This is a genomic window from Haloarcula rubripromontorii, assembly GCF_001280425.1.
Taxonomy (GTDB): domain Archaea; phylum Halobacteriota; class Halobacteria; order Halobacteriales; family Haloarculaceae; genus Haloarcula; species Haloarcula rubripromontorii.
Window position 1 is genome coordinate 652,835 of record NZ_LIUF01000001.1, and the last position, 20,535, is coordinate 673,369.

The following is a 20,535-nucleotide window of genomic DNA, read 5'->3' on the forward strand; positions in this document are numbered from 1 at the left end:
CTGTCGGCGACGACTGTCGGGCCGGGAGCGAATATCTCAGACGTGGGTGGGTCAGTAGGCGAGAACGTACTGGAATACCAGAAACGACGCAAGAGCGGACATCGACGGTGCCAGTATCCAGAGCATGACAACCCGACCAGTCGCGGCCGGGTCGAAGAGGTCTGCCGCCGAGGTTACGGACTGCGGGTCCTCCTGCCCGATGGGTTCGACTTCGCGCTCCTCCGGTGGCGACCACGCAGCTTCATCGCGGTCGGTCGTCAGCGCGTCAACGGTAACGCTACCGCCTCCACCGCTGGCGGCGGCCCCGGTGATGGCCGCGCCCGCTGCGTCAACTAGAGTTGTCGTCCGGGTGGCCCGACCCCACCCCAGACCGACGACACACATTGTTGCCGAGACCGCCAGACTCGCCGGGATTCCAGCCCAGGACAACAACCCGATGATTGTCGCACTCACGGTCTCAACGATGAGCGCCGCGAGAATCGGGAGTTCGGTGAGGTCGTTCCCGACCGTATCGAGCGTTCGGCGCGCGATGGTAAACGCACCGATGCTGATAGCGCCACCAGCGAGCGCGACGCCCGGATAGAGGCCCAGCTCGCCGCTGCCGACGAGGGGAGCGACGGCGTTGGCGACGTTCGACGCCCCCGCGGAAAACGCCATATAACAGCCGATAGCGACGACCAGAAACTGCCCGATCCGCTCACGCCGCGACGTGTCCGGTCCCGTACTCTCGAAGGCGATCCTGACTTCGAGATGTGGGTAGAGGTAGCGTCCGACGACTGCCGACAACCAGAACGCAGTGATAGGCGCGACGAGCCACCACGAGACGATACGCCCCATCACGGTCCAGTCGATAGTCCCGGTCGCGACGCCGAGACCGGCAATAGCACCGACGGCAGTCATCGACGTCGATGCCGGCACCCCGAAGAGGTTCGAGACCAGCAGGGCAAGTCCAACGAAAAAGAGGATAATGACGCTCGCGAGGAGCGTAAACTGTCCGCTCGGGACGATGCGACCGCCCATCGTATCGATGACCTCCGTTCCGATGGTTGCCCCGCCGAGGAGTGCGAACGCCGACATCAGGACGGCGGCCCACTCCTTCGAGAGCGTGTCCGACCCCACTGCCGGACCAAAGGCGACACCGGTCGAAGAGCCGCCGATGTTGAAACCGACGAAAATGGCAACCAGAAGCCCGATAGCGAAGAGAATCGAGACCATGTCCAACAGCAACCTCTGACGGGTCTAAATAATACCGTTCGTGGCCGTTCCCGGAGACACACGGTTCGAGGCTGGCGTCTCGTCGGGCTGGGCCACAGAGCAGCCGTACGCGTACAATCGATTAGCCGGCCGTCACAGCCGCTCAGTCGCGGTCATCATCACCGTTGTCAGCCGGCACCGTCTCTTCGACTTCCGACGCGGTCTCCTCGACCTCGCTCGCCGTTTCCTTGGCCGCTTCGACCTCGTCGGTGACTGATTCAGCGGTCTGTTTCGCATCGCTGGTCTTATCTTTGACCGCAGTCGTTTTGTCTTTCAGTTCGGTCGTCTTGTCTTTCGCTTCTGTCGCCTTGTCCTTGACTTCGGTTGTCTTGTCTTTGACTTCGGTTGTCTTGTCCTTGACTTCCGTTGTCTTGTCCTTGACCTCGGTGACCTTCTCCGCCGCGTCCTCGTCGCCGGCCTCGGTCGCAGTCTGTTCGACTTCGTCGGCCGTCTGCTCGACTTCGTCGGCTGTCTCTTCGACCTCGTCGACGGTTTCCTCCACTTCGTCTGCGGTCTGTTCCACCTCGTCGGCCGTCTGTTCGACTTCGTCCACCGTCTGCTCGACGTCCTCGGCGGCCTCGTCGACCGTCTCAGCGGCGTTTTCCACCTCGTCGGCAGTCGTCTCTAGCTCCTCGGCTGTCGTTTCCAGTTGCTCGGCGGCCTCTTCGAGTTCAGCGGCTTTGGTAGCGACATCCTCGTTCGTCCGTTCGAGGACGTTCGCGAGGACGAGAAACTGTAGCAACCCGACGACGACGAACGCCGAGATTGCGATGCTGGCAGCGGTCGCAAGCACCGACACCGTGCCGGCACCGAGCGGGAGAACGCCGAACTCGGCCAGCCCCCAGGCCAGCGCCAGGCCGGCGGCAACGACCATCACGGCCTGTTCGAAGAGCTGGTACTCGCGCTCGTACGGCCCGAACATGAGTGCTTCGAGCCGGCGAGCGAGCGGTGTGAGGACGAGTGTAGCAGTACCCATGGCGGACCTTTCCCATCACAGCGTAAAAGCATGCGGGTCACTGGCGTCCGCACGCATCGGACCGACACGCTTTCGACGGCTGCCGCCGGACCACCGGCCATGTTTCCCGAGTTCGAGGTCATCCCCGCGGTCGATATGCAGGACGGACAGGTGGTCCAGCTTGTCGGCGGCGAACGCGGCACGGAGAAAACCTATGGCGACCCGGTCGAGGCCGCACAGCGGTGGGTCGACGCCGGCGCGCGGACGCTCCACCTCGTCGACCTCGACGGCGCGTTCGAGGGCGAACGGCAGAACGCGGCGGCCATCGACGCCGTCCTCGACGCGGTGGGAGACGACGTGGACGTGCAACTGGGCGGCGGCATCCGGACCGCCGAGGACGCCATCTCGCTGCTTGACCGCGGGCTGGACCGCGTCATCCTCGGAACGGCAGCCGTCGAGACGCCGGAAATCGTCGGCGAAATCAGCGACGAACACCCCGGCAGTGTGCTCGTGAGCCTCGACGCGAAGGACGGCGAAGTCGTGGTGTCGGGCTGGACTGAGGGGACCGGACTTGACCCCGCTGACGCCGCCGAGCGGTACGCCGACCTCGGGGCCGGCGGCATCCTGTTTACTGACGTGGACGTGGAAGGCCAGTTAGAGGGGGTTCGTACCGACCCGGTCCGCCGGCTGGTCGACAGCGTCGACATCCCCGTCATCGCCAGCGGCGGTGTCGCAACCATCGACGACGTGCTGGCGCTCCGGTCGGCCGGGGCCGCCGCCGTCGTCGTCGGCAGCGCGCTCTACGAGGGGCAGTTCACACTCGACGCGGCGATTGACGCCCTCGACGAGTCATCGGACTAAGTCGGGGTGGCTGAACGCATAACTGTGTGGCGCACTCACAGGATGTATGGACCGCAACGAGGTGCGCCGCGCGTGGGACAGCGTCTCCGAAACCTACGCCGAGCGGCGCGACCCGACCGGGTCGGACGCGGCCCTGCTCGATGACCTGCTCGAACGGCTCTCCGACGCGCCGACCGTCCTCGACGTGGGCTGTGGCGACGGCGCGCGGACGCTCGCGAACCTGCCGGCGAACAGCGTCGGGCTGGACTTCTCGCGTGCGGGCCTGAACCTCGCCGCCGAGACGGTGCCGGACAGTCGGCTGGTGCAGGGAGACATGACGGCGCTCCCAGTCGCGTCCGACAGTGTGGACGCCGTCACGGCCTACCACGCCGTCTTTCACGTCCAGCGGGACCAGCATCCGGCCGTCTACCGGGAGTTCGCCCGCGTCCTCCGGCCGGGCGGTATCGTGTTGATGACACTTCCGAGCGGCCAGTTCGAGACCGTCCGTCGCGGCTGGATGGGCGGGTCGATGTTCTTCTCGGCACCGGGCCGGCGGGCGACCCTCGACCAGCTGGCCGACGCCGGCTTCACCGAGACGGAGGCGGTCACTGCGACGGACCCGCTCGGGAGCGACAGCGAGTTCGTCTTCGCCACGCTCGGCGGCGACTGAGTCACTCGCCCAGGTCGTCAGCGGTGCTGACGTGCATGCCGACGAACTGCCAGGGGCGCTCCCCGTCGGTCGCTTCGAGCGTCCCGCTCCAGCGCGTGTCGTACTCGTGGCGGCTCCCACGCTCGGTGTCGGTCCAGCACAGCCACACGTCGTCGCTGAACCAGCCGTAGCCCTCGCGTTCTGTCACCCGGAGCGAGTGGCTCTGGACGGTCCAGTCCGTCGTCGTCTCGGTCTGCGCTTGCAGTCCCTCCCTGACAGCGTCGGTCCCGACCAGCCGCTCCGAAATGCCGAACTTGACGACCGAGCGGTCCCCGTCGTCGGCGACAAAGGGGCCAAGCGGCTCGCCGGCCCGGAGCGCGGCGTAGTAGGCTTCGATGGTCTCGCGTGCGTTCATGCGTCGCTGTAGGGCCTGCAGCCCCTTCACTGGCTCCGCCCGGCTGCCACGAACACGCGCGTTCGCCCCCGACCCGCAATCCTTACGCCGCGGACGGCCACACGGACGTGTATGACAGAGGCGACGGGAATCGTCGGAGAGTTCCTCACGCTCAAGGAGGGGACCGACGCGGACCTGCTGGCGATGCAGTGTGGCGACTTCTACGAGTTCTTCGCCGAGGACGCCGAAATCGTCGCCGACGAACTCGACCTGAAGGTGAGCCAGAAGTCCTCGCATGGCTCGTCGTACCCGATGGCGGGGGTCCCGGTCGACGACCTGACGCCGTACGTCTCCGCGCTGGTCGAGCGGGGCTACCGTGTCGCCATCGCCGACCAGCACGAGACCGAGAACGGCCACGCCCGCGAGATAACGCGGGTCGTCACGCCCGGCACGCACTTGGAGACCGGCGACGAGTCGGCGCAGTACCTCGCCGCGGTGGTCCGGGAGGCCAGCCGAGACGGCGGTGACACATACGGCATCGCCGCGACGGACGTGACTACGGGCCAGTTTCAGGTTACACAACTGGACGACGCCGACGCAGGCGAGGCGCTGACAGAGCTGTACACGTTCGGGCCGGCCGAGATTCTTCCCGGCCCGGAACTCCGGAACGACGACGCGTTCCTGGACCGCCTCCGCGAACGGACGGACGCGGCGCTGACGCTTCATGATTCAGCGTCGTTCGAACCGGGACGAGCGAGCCACACCGTCCGCGAGCAGTTCGGGAGCGAGACGGTCGACAGCGTCGGTATCGGCGAGCAGGACGTGGCACTGCGAGCCGCCGGCGCGGTGCTGTCCTACGTCGACGACACCGGCGTCGGGACGCTGGCGGCGGTCACGCGCCTGCAGGCGTACGGCGAGCGCGACCACGTCGACCTCGACGCGACGACCCAGCGCAACCTCGAACTCACCGAGACGATGCAGGGCGACAGCTCCGGGTCGCTGTTCGACACCATCGACCATACAGTCACGGCCGCCGGCGGGCGACTGCTCCGGCAGTGGCTCCAGCGGCCACGGCGAAACCGGGCCGAACTGGAGCGGCGGCAGTCCTGCGTGGCGGCGCTGTCGGAGGCGGCGATGGCCCGCGAGCGCGTTCGGGAGACGCTGTCGGACGCCTACGACCTCGAACGGCTGGCGGCGCGGGCCACCTCCGGGAGCGCCGACGCGCGGGACCTGCGGGCGGTTCAGGAGACGCTAGCGCTGCTCGGACGGGTCGCCGACGCCGTCGCCGAGACCGAGCGGCTGGCGGAGTCGCCGCTTGCCGACGCCCTTGACGGAGCCGACCGCGAGGCGGCCGACGCGCTGGCCGCCGAACTCGACGACGCGCTGGTCGCAGACCCGCCGGGGACGGTGCGCCAGGGCGGCCTGTTCAAGCGGGGGTACGACGACACCCTCGACGAGATTATCGACGAACACGAGGCCGCTCTGGAGTGGCTGGAGACGCTGCCAGACCGCGAGAAAGAACGGACCGGCATCACCCACCTCTCGGTCGACCGGAACAAAACCGACGGCTACTACATCCAGGTCGGCAAGAGCGAGACCGACGCCGTCCCCGAGACGTACCAGCACATCAAGACGCTGAAAAACTCCAAGCGCTACACGACGCCCGAACTCGACGAGAAGGAGCGGGACGTGTTGCGCTTGGAGGAGCGTCGCCACGACATGGAGTACGAGCATTTCCGGGAACTCCGCGAGCGGGTGGCCGAGCGTGCGACGCTGCTGCAGGACGTGGGCCGAACGCTGGCGGAACTGGACGCGTTCGCGTCGCTCGCGGTCCACGCCGTCGAGAACGACTGGACCCGCCCGGCGGTCGTCGACGGCAACGAGTTGTCCATCGAGGCCGGCCGCCACCCGGTCGTCGAGCAGACCACGGAGTTCGTCCCGAACGACCTCTACATGGACACCGACCGGCAGTTCCTCATCGTCACCGGCCCCAACATGAGCGGGAAGTCGACGTACATGCGCCAGGCGGCGCTCATCACGCTGCTTGCCCAGGTGGGCAGTTTCGTGCCGGCGCGGTCGGCGACGGTCGGGCTGGTCGACGGCATCTTCACCCGCGTCGGCGCGCTGGACGAACTCGCACAGGGGCGCTCGACGTTCATGGTCGAGATGCAGGAGCTGTCGAACATCCTCCACTCGGCCACCGAGGAGTCGCTGGTGATACTGGACGAGGTCGGTCGCGGAACGGCGACCTTCGACGGCATCTCCATCGCCTGGGCCGCCACGGAGTACATCGTCAACTCCGTCCGGTCGAAGACGCTGTTTGCGACCCACTACCACGAACTGACGGCGCTCGGCGAGGAACTGCCGACCGTCGAGAACGTCCACGTCGCGGTCGACGGCGATCCCCGCTCCGCGGAGGGCGACGGTGACGTGACCTTCCTCCGAACAGTCCGAGACGGGCCGACTGACCGGTCCTACGGTGTCCACGTCGCCGACCTCGCCGGCGTTCCCGAGCCGGTCGTCGACCGGTCACAGGAGGTACTCGACCGGCTACGCGACGACAAAGCTATCCAGGTTCGGGGCAGCGACGGCGACGGTGACGGGACGACACAGGCCGTGTTCGACCTGGAGTCGGGCCAGTTCAGGGACGGCACGGCCCAGTCAGGGGACACGAGGGCTGGTTCGGCTGCTGAGCCGATTGCGACCGACGGCGACCCCGAACACGCGCCCGGCGAGGCTGCGTCTGAAGCCGCCGATGGCGACGCGGCAACACCGTCGTTCGACCCGGAAACCGAGGCTGTTCTGTCGGAACTGACGGAGTTGGATGTCAACGAGACACCGCCGGTCGAACTGATGGCGAAAGTACAGGAGTGGCAGGCTGAACTGGACGACGCGTAGCGGGCGGTATCCGATTTTCAACGGCGATACTCGCGGGGGAAGGTGTATACGGGCCTTTTGACTGCTAGATGCCAATGACCGACCGGATTCGTGTTCTCCACGTCGACGACGACCCGGCTGTCGTCGAAGCGGCCACGAGCGCTCTGGAACAGGCGCACTGTGGTATCACGGTCGAGACGGAGACGAGCGTCGCCGACGGACTCGAACGACTCGACAGTGGGACGTTCGGCTGCGTCGTCGCCGGTTACGACTTGCCAGAGCAGACCGGCGTCGAGTTCCTCGACGCAGTCCGCAAGCGAGCGCCCGACCTGCCGTTCGTGCTGTTCACCAGTGAGGGGAGTGAAGCAGCCGCGAGCGACGCGATTTCCGCCGGCGTCACCGAGTACATCCGGGCCGATGGCGGCGCCGAACCGTACGCACGGCTGGCACACACCGTCGTCGACGCCGTGGAGCGGACGGCCGATGACATCGAATACACACAGAGCACACGTCGTGAGCGCGCTATCGAGGAGCTTCACACCACCGCCAGGGCGTTCATGCGAGCCACAACTGAGGATGCGGTTGCGCAGATCACAGTGGACACTGCCAGAACGATCCTCAACATGCCGGCCAACGGCGTCCACTTCGTCGACGGCGATAGTCTGTATCCGGTCGCCTGGACCGAACGGGTCGAGGACTTCCTCGGCACGCCGCCGGTGTTCGAGGCCGGAGAATCACTCGCGTGGCAGGCTTTCGAAACCGGTGAGGCGCAGGTCCACGACGATATCACGTCGATTCCGGGCGGGTACAATCCGGAGACCGATATCCGGAGCGAAATCATCCTTCCGCTCGGGGACCACGGCGTCCTCCTCGTCGGCTCGTGCGAGACAGGTGCATTCGATGAGACAGACGTTACGCTCGCGCAGACGCTCTCCGTCCACGCGACAGCGGCGCTTAACCGTCTCGACCGCGACCACCAGCTCCGCGAGGAACGGGAATTCATCGATCAGGCGCTCGATACGCTTGACGACCTCTTCTACGTCGTCGACACGGACGGCAGCCTCCGGCGGTGGAACGAGCGCATCCCCGAAGTCACAGGATACAGCCACGACGAGATCGACGAGATGTCCGTCTCTGAGTTCTTCCCGGGTGACGAGCACGAGACAATCGCCTCGGCGATACATGAGACGCGAACCAGCGGCCGGGTAACTGTCGAAGCGGAAATCCTGACTGCCGATGGAGAGCGGATTCCATACGAGTTTTCGGGTAGTCGGTTGACAGACACCGATGGAGCGGTCTCTGGGACGGTGGGTATCGGCCGGGATATCTCCCAGCACAAGGCATACGAACAGCAGTTGGAACGCCAGAACGAGCGCCTGGATGAGTTCACAAGCATCGTCAGCCACGACCTCCGGAACCCGCTGACTATCGCGGAGGGGAATCTGGAACTGGCCAGAACAGAATGTGACAGCGACGCACTCGACAAGGTATCGCGTGCCCACGAGCGAATGCGAGCGCTGATAGACGACCTCTTAGCGTTTGCACGTGCCGGCGAAACGGCGACGGATCTCGAATCCGTCGCGCTCGCCGACATCGTTGAGGAGTGCTGGCAGAGCGTCGAAGATGAACGGGCAACGCTCGTCGTCGAGGACAACCGACAGATTCGGGCAGATACGGCAAAGCTCCGGCGACTGTTATCGAACCTTATCCGCAACAGTGTGGAACACGGGTCCGAAGGCGCTCAGATGTCGGCTGACGGAGACGCTGACCAGTTCGGCGGGGGCGTGACTGTGCGAGTCGGTGTCATCGACGGCATGGACCAGCACGGCTTCTATGTCGCCGACGACGGGCCGGGCATCCCTGATGACGACCGCCAGCAGGTGTTTGAAGGGGGTTATTCGACTGGCGAGAGCGGGACCGGGTTCGGCCTCAAAATCGTCCAGCGGGTCGCCGAGGCCCACGGGTGGACGGTCACAGCTACCGAGAGCGAGGCCGGCGGCGCGCGGTTCGAGGTCACAGGCCTCGACCCCGCCTGAGCGGACCAGCCAGTCCCGAGTGCGAGACAGCGACGCCGACAGACCCACCGCGAGACGTGGCTGACCTTTTGGGTCTGAAGCCCTCAGTGGTGGTAATGTCATCCCAGCGCCCTCCTCGGCAGAGTCCGCGGACCGCCGAGCAGTCGGCTGCGCCGAGAGACGGATCGACGCCTGCACTCGTCGTCGAGGGGCTGTCGAAGCAGTTCGGCAGCGGTGCGGACGCGGTGACGGCCGTCGACGACGTGTCGTTTCGCATCGAACAGGGCACGGTCGTCGGCCTGCTGGGACCCAACGGGGCGGGCAAAACGACGACAATAAAATCGATTCTCGGGCTGGTGTTGCCTGATTCCGGGAGTGTTCGGGTGCAGGGTATCGACATGAGCGAACACCCGCGGGCAGCGTACCGTCACGTCGACGGGATGCTCGAAGGGGCGCGAAACGACTACTGGCGGCTGACTGTCCGTGAGAACCTGCGCTATTTCTCGACCATCAAGGGTGTCAAGCCGGCTGCTGTTGCCGACCGGCACGAGCGCCTGCTGGCGAAGCTCGACCTTCTGGAGAAGGCCGACGAACCGGTCCGGGACCTCTCCCGCGGGATGAAACAGAAGGTGTCGCTGGCGAGTGTGCTTGCCAGCGAGTCCGAACTGGTGTTTCTCGACGAGCCAACGCTGGGACTGGACGTCGAAAGCTCGCTGACGTTGCGGCGGGAACTGCGCCGCATCGTCGACGAGCGCGACCTCACAGCTGTCGTCAGCAGCCACGACATGGACGTCATCGAGGACGTCTGTGACCGGGTCATCATCATGAACAACGGGGAGATCATCGCAGACGACAGCGTGGCAGCTGTGCTCGACCAGTTCACCGCGAACGCCTTCGCCGTCACCAGTCCGGACATCACCGATGCCCTGCTTGCGACGATTCGGGAGCGCTTCGAGGTGGTCGACGTGACGAGCGTCGAGCGGGGCCGGCTCGTCGAGGTGGCGACCGACAGCGACGGGTTCTACCGCCTGCTGGCCCTGTGCCGGGACCACAGCGTGACGCTGACTGGCGTCGGCACGGTCGAACCGGATTTAGAGGACGTGTTCGTCGAGATTACGGGACAGGAACGGAGCGGGCCGGGCCGATGACCGCGAGCACCGACACGCACACGGACGGCAGTGAGGATGCCCGTGCCGGCATGCAGGCGGGCTATCTCGACCTCGCACGGGCGGTGCTGTACCGCGAATACCTCATTTTCGTTCGCTATCCGGCCAACGCCATCGGTGGCATCGTCATCTCGGTGTTTTTCTTCGGCCTGCTGTTTTACGGCGGCCGGATGCTCGCCGGGCAGGCGATAACAGACTCCATCGAGGGAATCATCGTCGGCTACTTCCTGTGGTCGCTTTCGGTCGGGGCCTACCAGTCGATTTCGAACGATATCGGCAGCGAAGCCCAGTGGGGCACCCTCGAACGGCACGTCATGACGCCGTTTGGCTTCGCGCCGGTCGCGTTCTGCAAGGGCGTCGCAAAAGTCGTCCGGACGTTCATCACCTCGACAGTGGTGCTTGCAGTGATGCTTGCGATTACCGGAACGTCGCTCCAGTTGAACGTCCTCACCGTCGTCGTCGTCGCGTCCCTTACCATCGCGTCGGTGCTGGGGCTGGGGTTCGCTGCCGGTGGCGTCGCGGTGCTGTACAAGCGCATCGGGAACTGGCTCAATCTGCTCCAGTTCGGGTTCATCATCCTCATCTCCGCGCCCGTGTTTGAACTCGGCTGGACGCGAATGCTGCCGCTGGCTCACGGGAGTGCGCTCCTGCAGCGAGCGATGGTCGACGGGACCCGACTCTGGCAGTTCTCCGCCGTCGACTTGGCCCTTCTCGTCGGTGTCCCGGTCGGCTACGTCCTATTCGGATACGTCGTGTTTCAGTACACGACCCGGCGGGCCAGACGGCTCGGCGTCCTCGGCGACTACTGACCGAGGTAGACAGATGCTTTTACTTATGATGCCGGTAATGTGATACGTAACGCTGTCACTCGGACTGACCGCACAGCGTCAGGCAGTCCCCGCCCTGTACCCCACAAATGGTCACTCGACACCTCACATCGGAACGACTGGTGCTCACCATCGCGACGGTGGTCGTCATTGGTGTGCTTACTGTTGCGATCTGGTCGCTCGCATTCGCGAGTACCGGGACCGCCGATCAACCTCAGATCAGCGCGGACGTGCAACAACGCTACGAGGCGATAGACGGCGTCAATTCGACACAGACGACGACTATCAGCCGGAACGGAACGGTCGCGAGTCGGACGACCTACGACGCCGTACTCCAGCCAGGGACACAGAAGAAACGGCTGGCAGTCGTCAGCAGTACTGTCGACCGATACGATCTCCGGGTGTCGAACGGGTCGGCGCTGTGGTTGTACGACCAGCGCCGCGCGAGCGCCACGCGCATCTCTCTCAGCAGGACTGAGTCAGACCAAGGTGAACGGCTGCAGCGCCTGGTTGCGAATCTCAATACGTCCACGGCAGCCAACGCGACAAGCGAGCCACAGTCAGTTGAGCCGTTGCCCGTTGTCCCCCGCGGCGAGCAGCGCCCGACCGTGGCTGCCGGCTCGATGATGGTCGGCTACCGCGGTACTGAATCAATCGACGGGCGTGACGCGTACGTCATCCACGTGGCACCGAAAGACGACACAGCGGCCTACGAGCAGACGATCTGGGTAGACACGGAGCGGTTCTTCCCGGTGAAAAAGCGCACCGCGTGGACAGCCGACGGTGAGCGCACAGTCGTGACGACGACGCATACGAACGTCACCTACGACACCGGTGTGTCAGCGGACGTGTTTACCCCTGACTTCCCGGACAACACGACTGTCACCGTCCCAGAGACACCGGACCAACAGACATACGAGTCGATCAGTGCGCTCGAAGCCGACACCGAGATCCGGGTTCCAAAGCCCGACATTCCGGCGGGCTACGAGCTGACCTACGCGACCCAGACGCAGGGGCGAATCCACAGCGTCGGTCTCCGCTACGCGAACCGAACCAGTCTGATCACTGTTGCCAAGTACGACCGGCCGGTTGTCGGAGAGAACGCCAGCAAGGGAGTGACAATCGACGGGCAACCGGTACAGATTAGCTACGGGCTGACAACATCGGTGTCGTGGAACTGTGAGCGCTACCGGTACACGATTCGTGGTGAGGGGGTGGCCGCCGACCGACTCGTCACGGTCGGCCAGTCAATCGGCTGTCCCAGCAGTGGGTGAAAGACCCACGCTGTCATATCAAGCCGCCGTTTTCTGGGTCAGAAGTTCGACTACACGTTATATTATGGAACCACGCCTCACTACAAGTGCAGCGGCCCTAACAACACCGTGCCACCAACGCCCTCCGGCGATAGCCGCTGTCTGTCCACCACACTGCCTAGGGTTCCCCGGGGTGCCACCCTGGGGAGGAATGTGGGCCACGCCGCCCGTGAACTGGTCCCCTCCCTCGCCCCACCTTCGCCCGAAGGAACTGCCCTGGTCGCGTCGGTCTCCGCTGACGCTGTGCCCTTCTCTGACGCGGCTGACTTCTGACTCGGAAACTGACGGGACCTTTTATTCAGGGACGGGACGTTGGGCCAGTACGTGAGTGAGGACCCGGCCGTGGGCGACATCCTCGACCTGCTCAGTGACGAGTATGCCCGGGACATCCTCGCAGCAACGAGTGTCAAACCCATGTCCGCGAAACAGCTCGCCGACCAGTGTGAGATGTCACAACCGACCGTGTACAGACGGGTCGAGTGGCTTCAGGAGTACGGCCTCATCGAGGAACAGACCCAGATAGAGACGGGCGGCAACGACTACAGCGTCTTCGCTGCTACGCTCTCAGAGTTCTCACTGGCGCTTGCTGACGGTGACTTCGAAACCGAAATCGAGCGGACCGAACCCCCGGCGTTCCCGGGACAGGACGAACAGGACACCGCAGATCGATTCACAAAAATGTGGGAGAATCTCTGATATGGTCGCCATCGAGACACTGATGAACTGGCTCATCACCGCCCTTGCGTTTGGCTCGACAGTACTGGGTGGGTACGTCGGCTATCAGGCCTACCGGGGGTATCGACGGCACAACAGCCGCGCGATGCAGTACCTCTCGGTCGGGCTGTTCTGCCTCACGGCGGTGGCCTTCGTCGTCGCGTTCGTCGGCTCAGTCTTCCTTCGCCAGGGCCTGCTTCCCAGCCAGTTCCAGCAGCCGCTGACGCTCGTCACTCGCGCCTTCCAGTTCGTTGGTGTGCTCTTTATCGCGTACTCGCTTCACTATCGGGAGTGAGGCTCCGAGTGGTCTGCCCGGTCTGACGACGAACATCTCAAGTCCGTCCGGTCAGAAGCTGTACTCATGGCGCAAACGTCGGAGGAACGACCGACGGTCCGCATCGACGGGGCCGACCCACTACTGGTCCCCTGGGACGTGGCACCCGCACAGCTCCCGTTCGAGGTCATCCGTGGGCCGGTCGCGTTCGAGTGTGCCTCCGGCGACCGGATCGAACGGAAGTACACCGGCGTCGCCGTGTTCGACCTGCTGGAGGCGGCGGCGATGCCGGGCGATACAACCCACGTCCAGTTCGAATCGGCGAACGGCGATCTGGCGTGTATCCCACTCGTCGATCTTAACAGCGCAGTACTCGCGCTGGGCGACGGCCCCGGAACTGATCCGGAGCGACCGCGGTTCGTCTCGCCCCGCGTGCTCGGTCCGCGTACCGTGAAGAACGTCTGCCGGCTGCGGCCGCGTACGCTCGCTGCCGATGCCGACCGCGAGGCCTACGAGCGGCTGCCCCTGGACGAGTGACTACTCGAGCAGGCCGATGTCCTTCGCGAGTCGGTCGGCGAGTTCCTCCAGTACGTCGGGGTCGACTTCGGCGACTGGCTCACCGTCGTGGAGTTGCTCGTTGTGGCGTGCGACGGCGTCCTCGACGTCCTCGAACGAGACCGATGTCCGCGTCCCGCACTCCTCGCACACGACCGGGATTTCGGGCTGGTCGGCTGTCATTGGCGGCAGTTCAGTTCCCTCCCCGATAAACGGACCGGAGCGGTCGCCAGAGACGCACCCACACTCACTCCAGAACGCTTTTCGGCCGTTTGAGATAGAACGCCTGCTCAGTGACGCGTTCGTACACGGTATACAGCGTCTCGACGGCGGCCGGGTCGGGGTCGAACCGCAGATGCGGGGCCATATGGTATGCCTTGCAACTGGTCAAGAAGAAGTACAGCGTCCGGTGGTGAGCCGGTGTCGCGTCCACAACACCCATTGACTGCTCGCCCAGGTCACCCGAAAAATCGTTGAGCAGGGCCGCAATATCATCGTGCAACTGCTCATCCGGTCGGGTGAGCGGCGCACCGAGTGTCTGCTGCAGGAATTCGCTGGTCGCCCGCAGGAACGGGTTCGAGTCCATACCCGTCGGGTCCACAGCACTGAACGCGTCGTACAGGTCAAGCAGCGCCGTCAGCTCGTCGGCGGTCAGCGCAATCGGTTTGACGGGGTCGCCCTGCGGGAGCGAGTAGTCCGGGAAGGAGTACGACCCCGGGTCCGGGACCTGCCCGAACACGTTATCGAGACTCATGGTAGCAGTTCGGCCGGGAGACGCCTAACTGTTGGGTAGAGGGCGAGACACCAGAGCGGCCCCACCAGAACGCATATGCTATCGTGTGCAGACATCTGAGCCGATGCCCTCCACCAGTCGCACGACTACTGCACAGCAACGGCTCGGCCCGGGAGCACTACGTGTGCCACGGTCAGTGTCAAACGAGCATTCGTGTCCAGCGAGGGCACGCGACTGATGCCGACGTTTACCGCCCGACTGGCCGACGGCTGGAAGAGAACAGGCGAGAACATGTCGCTCATCCTAGTTCCAATACTGCTTGGGGTCATGCAGACGGACAGTATCCGGCAAATACTCGCCTACGACGGGGTTCACATCGGCGTCAAGTTCGGTGTCCCTGCGTCCGTTGTGACTATCTGGCAGTTCGTGAGTCTACCCGGCAGCGGTGTCACGGCAAATACTGGCCTCCCACTGTCGGCCGCGTTTGCGATGATAATCATACCGGGTGTGATATTGCTACGTGCCGGGCTGAGTGCGGGGTACTTCGGGACAATCGCCGCAGAACTCCTCGATCGTCACGAGGGCTTTGCGATGAGTGCGCTGACCTACTTTGTCCCGTTTCTGGTGATAACTGCCCTCCCGTACGTTGTTCTCGTCCCACTGGCACTGGGGCTGTTTGGCTTCGGGAGCCTCGGTGACGAGGGCGCTGTACTCCTTTTGATTCCAGCGTTCATCGCCGCCGGGTACCTGTTCTGGGCCACGCCGTATTTGATTGTCCTGCGCCGGACTGGGCTGGTGGCAGCGGCCAGGGGATCGTACAAACTGGCCGTCGACGGTGGGGCGTATCTCTCCTACACAATCGGCTACGTGGCGTTCGTTTTCTTCGCCTCAGTGATTACGACCGCTGTCGTGGTCAACGTTCCCGCGGTCGGCATCCCTTTCGGAATCCTGGCTGGGGGATTTGTAGGACTGACCCTCAACATCACGACGATGCGGTTCGTCGCTGACATCGACCCGGAATCGCCGTGCGCTGGCGAATGGCCGGCCCAGCACCGCAGCGATGGGGCTGCCGTTAGCAAGGAAGAAGCTGCACCTTAGCCCCCCTGCTCGTCCAGTTGCTCGATGAGGCTGATCCCGTAGACAGTCCGCAGGACCGTGCTGGCGTCGCCGGCCTCGTACACCAGATCGTCGCGCGAACTGACGTGATCGAGTACGTCGGGCGAGGAATGTGCGGGGGCGGCGGCGATACCGGCGTCGTTGTCGTCGATCCAGCGCATCACCCGCAGGTCGCTCTTGCTGTCGCCCATCACGAGCGCGAACGGGTCGTCGATGCCGAGCACGTCGAAGGCCTCCTCGACGCCGGCGGACTTGTCCAGTTCGAGGCTCACGAGTTCGGCCGCATCGCCCTCGTAATAGCCGAGGTCGACGCGTTCGAGGACCTCGCGGAACGCCGCAGGCGCGTCGTCGATGTCGGCATCGGTCGACAGGTCGCCCGCCTCCAAGACGTCGAGAATCTCCGGGTCACGGCTGAAGTAGGCCCGTGCGTACGCTGCCGGGTCCGACACGTCAGCATCGACCTGCCCCGCGATAGCGTCCCCGACCAGCCCACAGAGGTACCGCAGGGACTCGTCGATGATTTCCACGGCGTTGTCGCTGCCGACCTCGGCGTTGGGCTTGAGCGTGACGTTGAACTCGTTGCCCTGGAGGTGACAGCGCTTGCCGACGGCCTCGGGAGCCTCAGAGAGGACACGGCGGCGGACCGACTCGAACACGTCCACGACCGTGCCGTCGAGGCGTTCATACAGGAGTCGCTTCGTGTCCGCGCCGTGTTTGGGCGTGAACACGCCGTTGCCGGACTCGTAGACGATGCTCATCCCCCCGGAGGAGACGAGGTCGTTGCCAAGGCCCTGTATCATGAACCCCTTGACGTTCTCTAAGGTCTGGCCGGTGCAGACGACGATGGGGACGCCTGCTTCGTGGAACTGTGTCAGGAGGTACAGCGTGTCGCGTGGGATTTCGTTGTCGGTGTCGCCAGCCGACCGGAGCGTCTCGTCGACGTCCAGCACGAGGACGTTCACCGACCGGTCGTACTTCGAATAGAGGTCGAGCGCGGTGAAGGCCTCGTCGCGGGTCAGCCGGGCCGCGATTTCCGCGTAGGTCTCGCCGGTCCCGGAGAATTCCTCGGTGATGTCGGCCTTGAGATCGTCGAGGCGGTCACTGGCTGTCTCCCACTGTTCCAGCGCGACGGTCGAACTGAGCGGGGGGAACAGGTCGACGAACTCCTGATAGCCCCGCAACGTTGTCGTGTCTACGCTCTTGTAGAGGCGGTATAGTTGGTCGTATTGTTCCATGTCGAGATCCACAGGATAGTGGCGACTGACGGCGAGCGTACTTTAGCTATCGGGTTTGCGATACCCACACATGACCAAATTGCGTGTTTGCGGGTCTCGGACACGGCAAAAAAGGGCTGGTTTGCCAACACCGCTGCCGAGGAGAACCCCTGCTATGCCTCGTCGCCGCCGTCGGTCAGCACCTCGGTGTCAGATGCCTCCTCGTTGAGGAAGGACGGGAGTTCCTCCTCGTCCTCATCAGTTGCCTCGTCGTCCGCCGTCGCTTCGGTCCAGGAGCGTTCTGTGTGGTGGCACATGGGTCGTCACCATCCGACGGTCAGGACTGGTTTGTGTTAACTATTTTCATGATTGGACTGATAGGCGCGGCGAAGGCAGACAGTATCAAGTCACTTCGCCCGTTAGCCGGTGACAATCACATGCGGAGGCACGTATGACCGATATCCAGCGACTCGACGACCAGACCGTCGAACGCATCGCGGCCGGCGAGGTGGTCGAGCGGCCGGCCTCCGTCGTCAAGGAACTGGTCGAGAACGCCATCGACGCCGACGCGAACCGGGTCGAGGTGGTCGTCGAAGCCGGGGGGACCGACGGGATTCGCGTCACGGACGACGGCGTCGGGATGGACCGCGAGGCTGTCGAGACAGCCGTCGAGCAACACACCACCTCGAAGATCCGCGATATCGCGGATCTGGAGGGCGGCGTGGGAACGCTGGGGTTCCGCGGCGAGGCGCTCCACGCTATCGGCGCAGTGTCCCGACTGACGATCCGGACCCGGCCACGCGGGGGCGACGTAGGCACCGAACTGGTGCTTGAAGGCGGCGACGTTACCTCAGTCGGCCCCGCCGGCTGTCCGGAGGGGACGACGATAGCGGTCGAGGACCTCTTCTACAACGTACCGGCCCGCCGGAAGTACCTCAAACAGGAGTCGACGGAGTTCGCCCACGTCAACACCGTCGTCGCCAGTTACGCGCTGGCGAACCCGGACGTGGCCGTCTCGCTGACCCACGGCGACCGCGAAACGTTCTCGACGACCGGCCAAGGTAACTTGCGCGAGACAGTGATGGCTGTCTACGGCCGGGAAGTGGCCGAGTCGATGATTTCGGTCGGTGCGGGTTCGGGAGCGAACGGGGGTGGCGACGAGACGGACAGTTTCCCCAACGGGCCACTCGACGGCGTGCACGGCCTCGTGTCACACCCCGAGACGAACCGCGCCGGCCGCGAGTACCTCTCGACGTACGTCAACGGTCGCTACGTCAGGGCCGGCACCGTTCGTGACGCCGTCATCGATGCCTACGGGACCCAGATCGCGCCGGACCGCTACCCCTTCGCCGTCCTCTTTCTGGACGTGCCCGCGGGTGACGTGGACGTGAACGTCCATCCCCGGAAAATGGAGGTCCGATTCGCCGACGACGAGGGTGTCCGCGAGCAGGTCCGGACCGCTGTCGAGGACGCGCTGTTACGAGAAGGACTGCTGCGCTCGACAGCGCCGCGTGGCCGGTCAGCACCCGAGCAGACGGAGATAACGCCGGAGTCGGACGGAGCGAGCAGTGGCGAGCGCCAGCCGTCGCGTCCGGACGGCCGGGACACCGCGGACGAAACAGCACCGTCAGCGCGGACGGACAGCACAACAGCGGAGAGCAGTGCTGATACGACGGGACGGGTGTCGGATGCTGAGTCCACAGAGCAGTCTGACGGTGCCCAGTCGGAGACAGGGGGTCAGCAGGCCGCCGACACGACCGCAGCAGATCAGTCAGTCGATACGAAACGCCCCTCTGTGGCCGAGGCGAACGAAGATGCGTCGGGCAACTCCGAGAAGCGGCAAGCAGAGGGTAGCGTTTCGAGTGGAGATAGCACCGGTGCGCGCCGCGAATCGTCCACAGCGGGTCGGACGGAGACGGAGCGCGGGGACCGGAAGTTCACCGGCGGACAGGAGCAGGCACGCCTCGGCGACGACCCGGAGGCGACCCACGAATCGCTGCCTTCGATGCGGATTCTCGGGCAGTTAGCCGACACCTACGTCGTCGCGGAGACGGACGACGGCCTCGTACTGGTCGACCAGCACGCGGCAGACGAGCGGGTCAACTACGAACGGCTCAAGGCCAAATTCGAGGGCGAGACCACGACGCAGGCACTCGCTACCCCAGTCGAACTCGAACTGACCGCCCGTGAAGCGGAGGTGTTCGACCGGCGCAGCGACGCGCTTGCGAGTCTGGGGTTCCACACGGCGCGGACGGGTGAACGGAGCGTCGAGGTCCGAACCCTCCCGGGCGTCATCGCCGATGCGGCCGGTCCGGACATCGTCAGGGATGTACTGGGCGCGTTTGTCGCCGGCGACGACGAAGCGGCGGCGACGGTCGAGGCTGCGGCCGACGAACTGCTCGGCGACCTGGCGTGTTACCCCTCGGTGACCGGGAACACGTCGCTGACCGAGGGGTCGGTCAGGGAGCTACTCGCCGCCCTGGACGACTGTGAGAACCCCTATGCGTGTCCCCACGGGCGGCCGACGGTCATTCACATCGACCGGCAGGAACTCGAAGACCGGTTCGAGCGTGATTACCCGGGCCACGGCGGGCGGCGGCGATAGCGACGGACTCCGGTCTGATCCCCGCCACAGCAGTCGATACAGCCGATTAAACTAAACCTTCGTCTCCCGATGCAAGCGGTATGTCACTCGTAACGTTCGGCGAGACTGCTCTCAGATTTGCACCGCCAGACGGACAGCGGTTCGAAACGGCCCGCGAGGCGTCGATTCGCGTCGACGGGACAGCAAGCGGGGTTGCGGCGACGGCCGGCCGGCTCGGGGCCGACGCACGCTGGCTCTCGAAGGTCCCAGACACGCCGCTCGGGCGACGCGTCGTCGCGGAACTCCACGAATTCGGTCTGGAGACAGACATTGTCTGGGCAGACCCGGACGCCGGACGGCAAGGGCTCACGTTCCACGAGGACGCCGACCCGCCCCGTGCCGAGCGGCTGCTACAGGACCGCGGCGACACCGCGATGGCGACACTGACACCCGGCGAGTTGCCGATGGGCGAGATACAGAACGCAGACGTAGTGTTCACCACGGGCGCAACCCTCTCACTGTCCGACACAGCCGCCGACACGACGGGGGCGTTGCTCAGAGCGGCCGCAGGGATGCGAGCATTCGATCTCGATTTCCATCCCGGGCTATGGGACGCCGAGGATGCCCGCGACGCACTTGCGGACTTGCTGCCGGCCGTCGATACCCTCTTTGCCGCCGAAGAGCAGGTGTCTGCGGTGTTTGACACGACGGGGAGTCCGCGCGAAGTCGTGCACACGCTCGCAACAGAGTACGATCTCACCCGGGTGATTCTCACACGGAGCGAGTACGGTGCGGTGGCCTACCACGACGGCGTCATTCACGAGCAGGATGCCATCGAGACATCTGCGGTAGACGAATCAGGACAACACGAGGCCTTCATCGGCGCGACGCTCCAGCAACTGGCCGCCGGTGCTGACACGGACGAGGCGCTGCTCCACGGCGTCGCGGCGGCAGCACTCTCCCGAACACTGTCCGGGCCGTTGACGCCGCTCGAGCCGTCCGAAGTTGAGCGGGTCGTCGGTTCACAGCAGTCGAGACGGCCGTAGGGAGTCCCT

The 20,535-nt window shown here is 64.9% G+C and carries 20 protein-coding genes; 13 read left to right on the forward strand and 7 right to left on the reverse strand.

Going from position 1 to position 20,535, the window contains the following annotated elements:
* Positions 1–51: 51 nt before the first annotated feature.
* Positions 52–1,215 carry an inorganic phosphate transporter gene (locus tag AMS69_RS03365; RefSeq protein ID WP_053966675.1) on the reverse strand — a complete coding sequence of 388 codons (1,164 nt, stop codon included), beginning with the start codon at positions 1,213–1,215 and terminating at the stop codon, positions 52–54.
* 142 nt (positions 1,216–1,357) lie between these two features.
* Positions 1,358–2,230 carry a hypothetical protein gene (locus tag AMS69_RS03370; protein WP_053966676.1) on the reverse strand — a complete coding sequence of 291 codons (873 nt, stop codon included), beginning with the start codon at positions 2,228–2,230 and terminating at the stop codon, positions 1,358–1,360.
* A 99-nt stretch (positions 2,231–2,329) separates the two neighbouring features.
* Here AMS69_RS03370 and hisA point away from each other — a divergent pair, with 99 nt between their 5' ends.
* Positions 2,330–3,070 (forward strand): 1-(5-phosphoribosyl)-5-[(5-phosphoribosylamino)methylideneamino]imidazole-4-carboxamide isomerase, encoded by a 741-nt coding sequence (gene hisA, locus AMS69_RS03375; RefSeq protein WP_053967019.1) that lies wholly within the window; start codon positions 2,330–2,332, stop codon positions 3,068–3,070.
* A 46-nt stretch (positions 3,071–3,116) separates the two neighbouring features.
* Entirely contained in the window at positions 3,117–3,719 is a 603-nt protein-coding gene (locus AMS69_RS03380; RefSeq protein WP_053966677.1) for a class I SAM-dependent methyltransferase, read from the forward strand.
* Position 3,720: 1 nt separating this feature from the next.
* Here the strand turns inward: AMS69_RS03380 and AMS69_RS03385 are convergent, their stop codons facing one another.
* The gene (locus tag AMS69_RS03385) at positions 3,721–4,113 is read right to left on the reverse strand and encodes a nuclear transport factor 2 family protein (protein WP_053966678.1); all 393 of its coding nucleotides are present in this window, start codon (positions 4,111–4,113) and stop codon (positions 3,721–3,723) included.
* 111 nt (positions 4,114–4,224) lie between these two features.
* Between AMS69_RS03385 and mutS the strand changes: the two genes are divergently transcribed.
* From mutS to AMS69_RS03425, 8 genes are all read left to right on the forward strand, one after another.
* Positions 4,225–6,990, forward strand: coding sequence for a DNA mismatch repair protein MutS (gene mutS / locus AMS69_RS03390; protein WP_053966679.1), 2,766 nt, complete (start codon positions 4,225–4,227; stop codon positions 6,988–6,990).
* Between the two features lie 74 nt (positions 6,991–7,064).
* Positions 7,065–9,005 (forward strand): hybrid sensor histidine kinase/response regulator, encoded by a 1,941-nt coding sequence (locus AMS69_RS03395; protein ID WP_053966680.1) that lies wholly within the window; start codon positions 7,065–7,067, stop codon positions 9,003–9,005.
* 95 nt (positions 9,006–9,100) lie between these two features.
* Positions 9,101–10,132 (forward strand): ABC transporter ATP-binding protein, encoded by a 1,032-nt coding sequence (locus tag AMS69_RS03400; protein WP_053966681.1) that lies wholly within the window; start codon positions 9,101–9,103, stop codon positions 10,130–10,132.
* Complete coding sequence (locus tag AMS69_RS03405; RefSeq protein WP_053966682.1) at positions 10,129–10,959, forward strand: ABC transporter permease; 831 nt, start codon at positions 10,129–10,131, stop codon at positions 10,957–10,959. The genes AMS69_RS03400 and AMS69_RS03405 overlap by 4 nt, the downstream gene beginning before the upstream one ends.
* 107 nt (positions 10,960–11,066) lie before the next feature.
* A complete protein-coding gene (locus AMS69_RS03410) occupies positions 11,067–12,251 on the forward strand; it encodes a LolA family protein (RefSeq protein WP_053966683.1) in 1,185 nt (394 codons plus the stop codon).
* A 363-nt stretch (positions 12,252–12,614) separates the two neighbouring features.
* Positions 12,615–12,986, forward strand: a complete 372-nt coding sequence (locus AMS69_RS03415) for an ArsR/SmtB family transcription factor (protein WP_044952077.1) — start codon at positions 12,615–12,617, stop codon at positions 12,984–12,986.
* Position 12,987: 1 nt separating this feature from the next.
* On the forward strand, positions 12,988–13,299 hold the full coding sequence (locus AMS69_RS03420; protein ID WP_053966684.1) for a DUF7521 family protein: 312 nt from the start codon (positions 12,988–12,990) through the stop codon (positions 13,297–13,299).
* A gap of 66 nt (positions 13,300–13,365) precedes the next feature.
* On the forward strand, positions 13,366–13,815 hold the full coding sequence (locus AMS69_RS03425) for a hypothetical protein (RefSeq protein ID WP_053966685.1): 450 nt from the start codon (positions 13,366–13,368) through the stop codon (positions 13,813–13,815).
* Here AMS69_RS03425 and AMS69_RS03430 read toward each other — a convergent pair whose 3' ends face one another.
* The gene (locus tag AMS69_RS03430) at positions 13,816–14,016 is read right to left on the reverse strand and encodes a hypothetical protein (protein ID WP_053966686.1); all 201 of its coding nucleotides are present in this window, start codon (positions 14,014–14,016) and stop codon (positions 13,816–13,818) included.
* A gap of 64 nt (positions 14,017–14,080) precedes the next feature.
* Positions 14,081–14,587 (reverse strand): hypothetical protein, encoded by a 507-nt coding sequence (locus AMS69_RS03435; RefSeq protein ID WP_053966687.1) that lies wholly within the window; start codon positions 14,585–14,587, stop codon positions 14,081–14,083.
* A 216-nt stretch (positions 14,588–14,803) separates the two neighbouring features.
* Here AMS69_RS03435 and AMS69_RS03440 point away from each other — a divergent pair, with 216 nt between their 5' ends.
* Positions 14,804–15,664, forward strand: a complete 861-nt coding sequence (locus AMS69_RS03440; RefSeq protein ID WP_053966688.1) for a hypothetical protein — start codon at positions 14,804–14,806, stop codon at positions 15,662–15,664.
* On the opposite strand, the gene AMS69_RS03445 is transcribed toward AMS69_RS03440, so the two are convergent.
* On the reverse strand, positions 15,661–16,929 hold the full coding sequence (locus AMS69_RS03445; RefSeq protein ID WP_080508792.1) for an HAD family hydrolase: 1,269 nt from the start codon (positions 16,927–16,929) through the stop codon (positions 15,661–15,663). The genes AMS69_RS03440 and AMS69_RS03445 overlap by 4 nt on opposite strands.
* 140 nt (positions 16,930–17,069) lie before the next feature.
* Positions 17,070–17,213 (reverse strand): hypothetical protein, encoded by a 144-nt coding sequence (locus AMS69_RS20485; protein WP_170082702.1) that lies wholly within the window; start codon positions 17,211–17,213, stop codon positions 17,070–17,072.
* A gap of 134 nt (positions 17,214–17,347) precedes the next feature.
* On the opposite strand from AMS69_RS20485, the gene mutL reads away from it, so the two are divergent.
* Positions 17,348–19,501 (forward strand): DNA mismatch repair endonuclease MutL, encoded by a 2,154-nt coding sequence (mutL, locus tag AMS69_RS03450; protein ID WP_053966689.1) that lies wholly within the window; start codon positions 17,348–17,350, stop codon positions 19,499–19,501.
* An 80-nt stretch (positions 19,502–19,581) separates the two neighbouring features.
* On the forward strand, positions 19,582–20,526 hold the full coding sequence (locus AMS69_RS03455) for a sugar kinase (RefSeq protein WP_053966690.1): 945 nt from the start codon (positions 19,582–19,584) through the stop codon (positions 20,524–20,526).
* Positions 20,527–20,535: the final 9 nt, after the last annotated feature.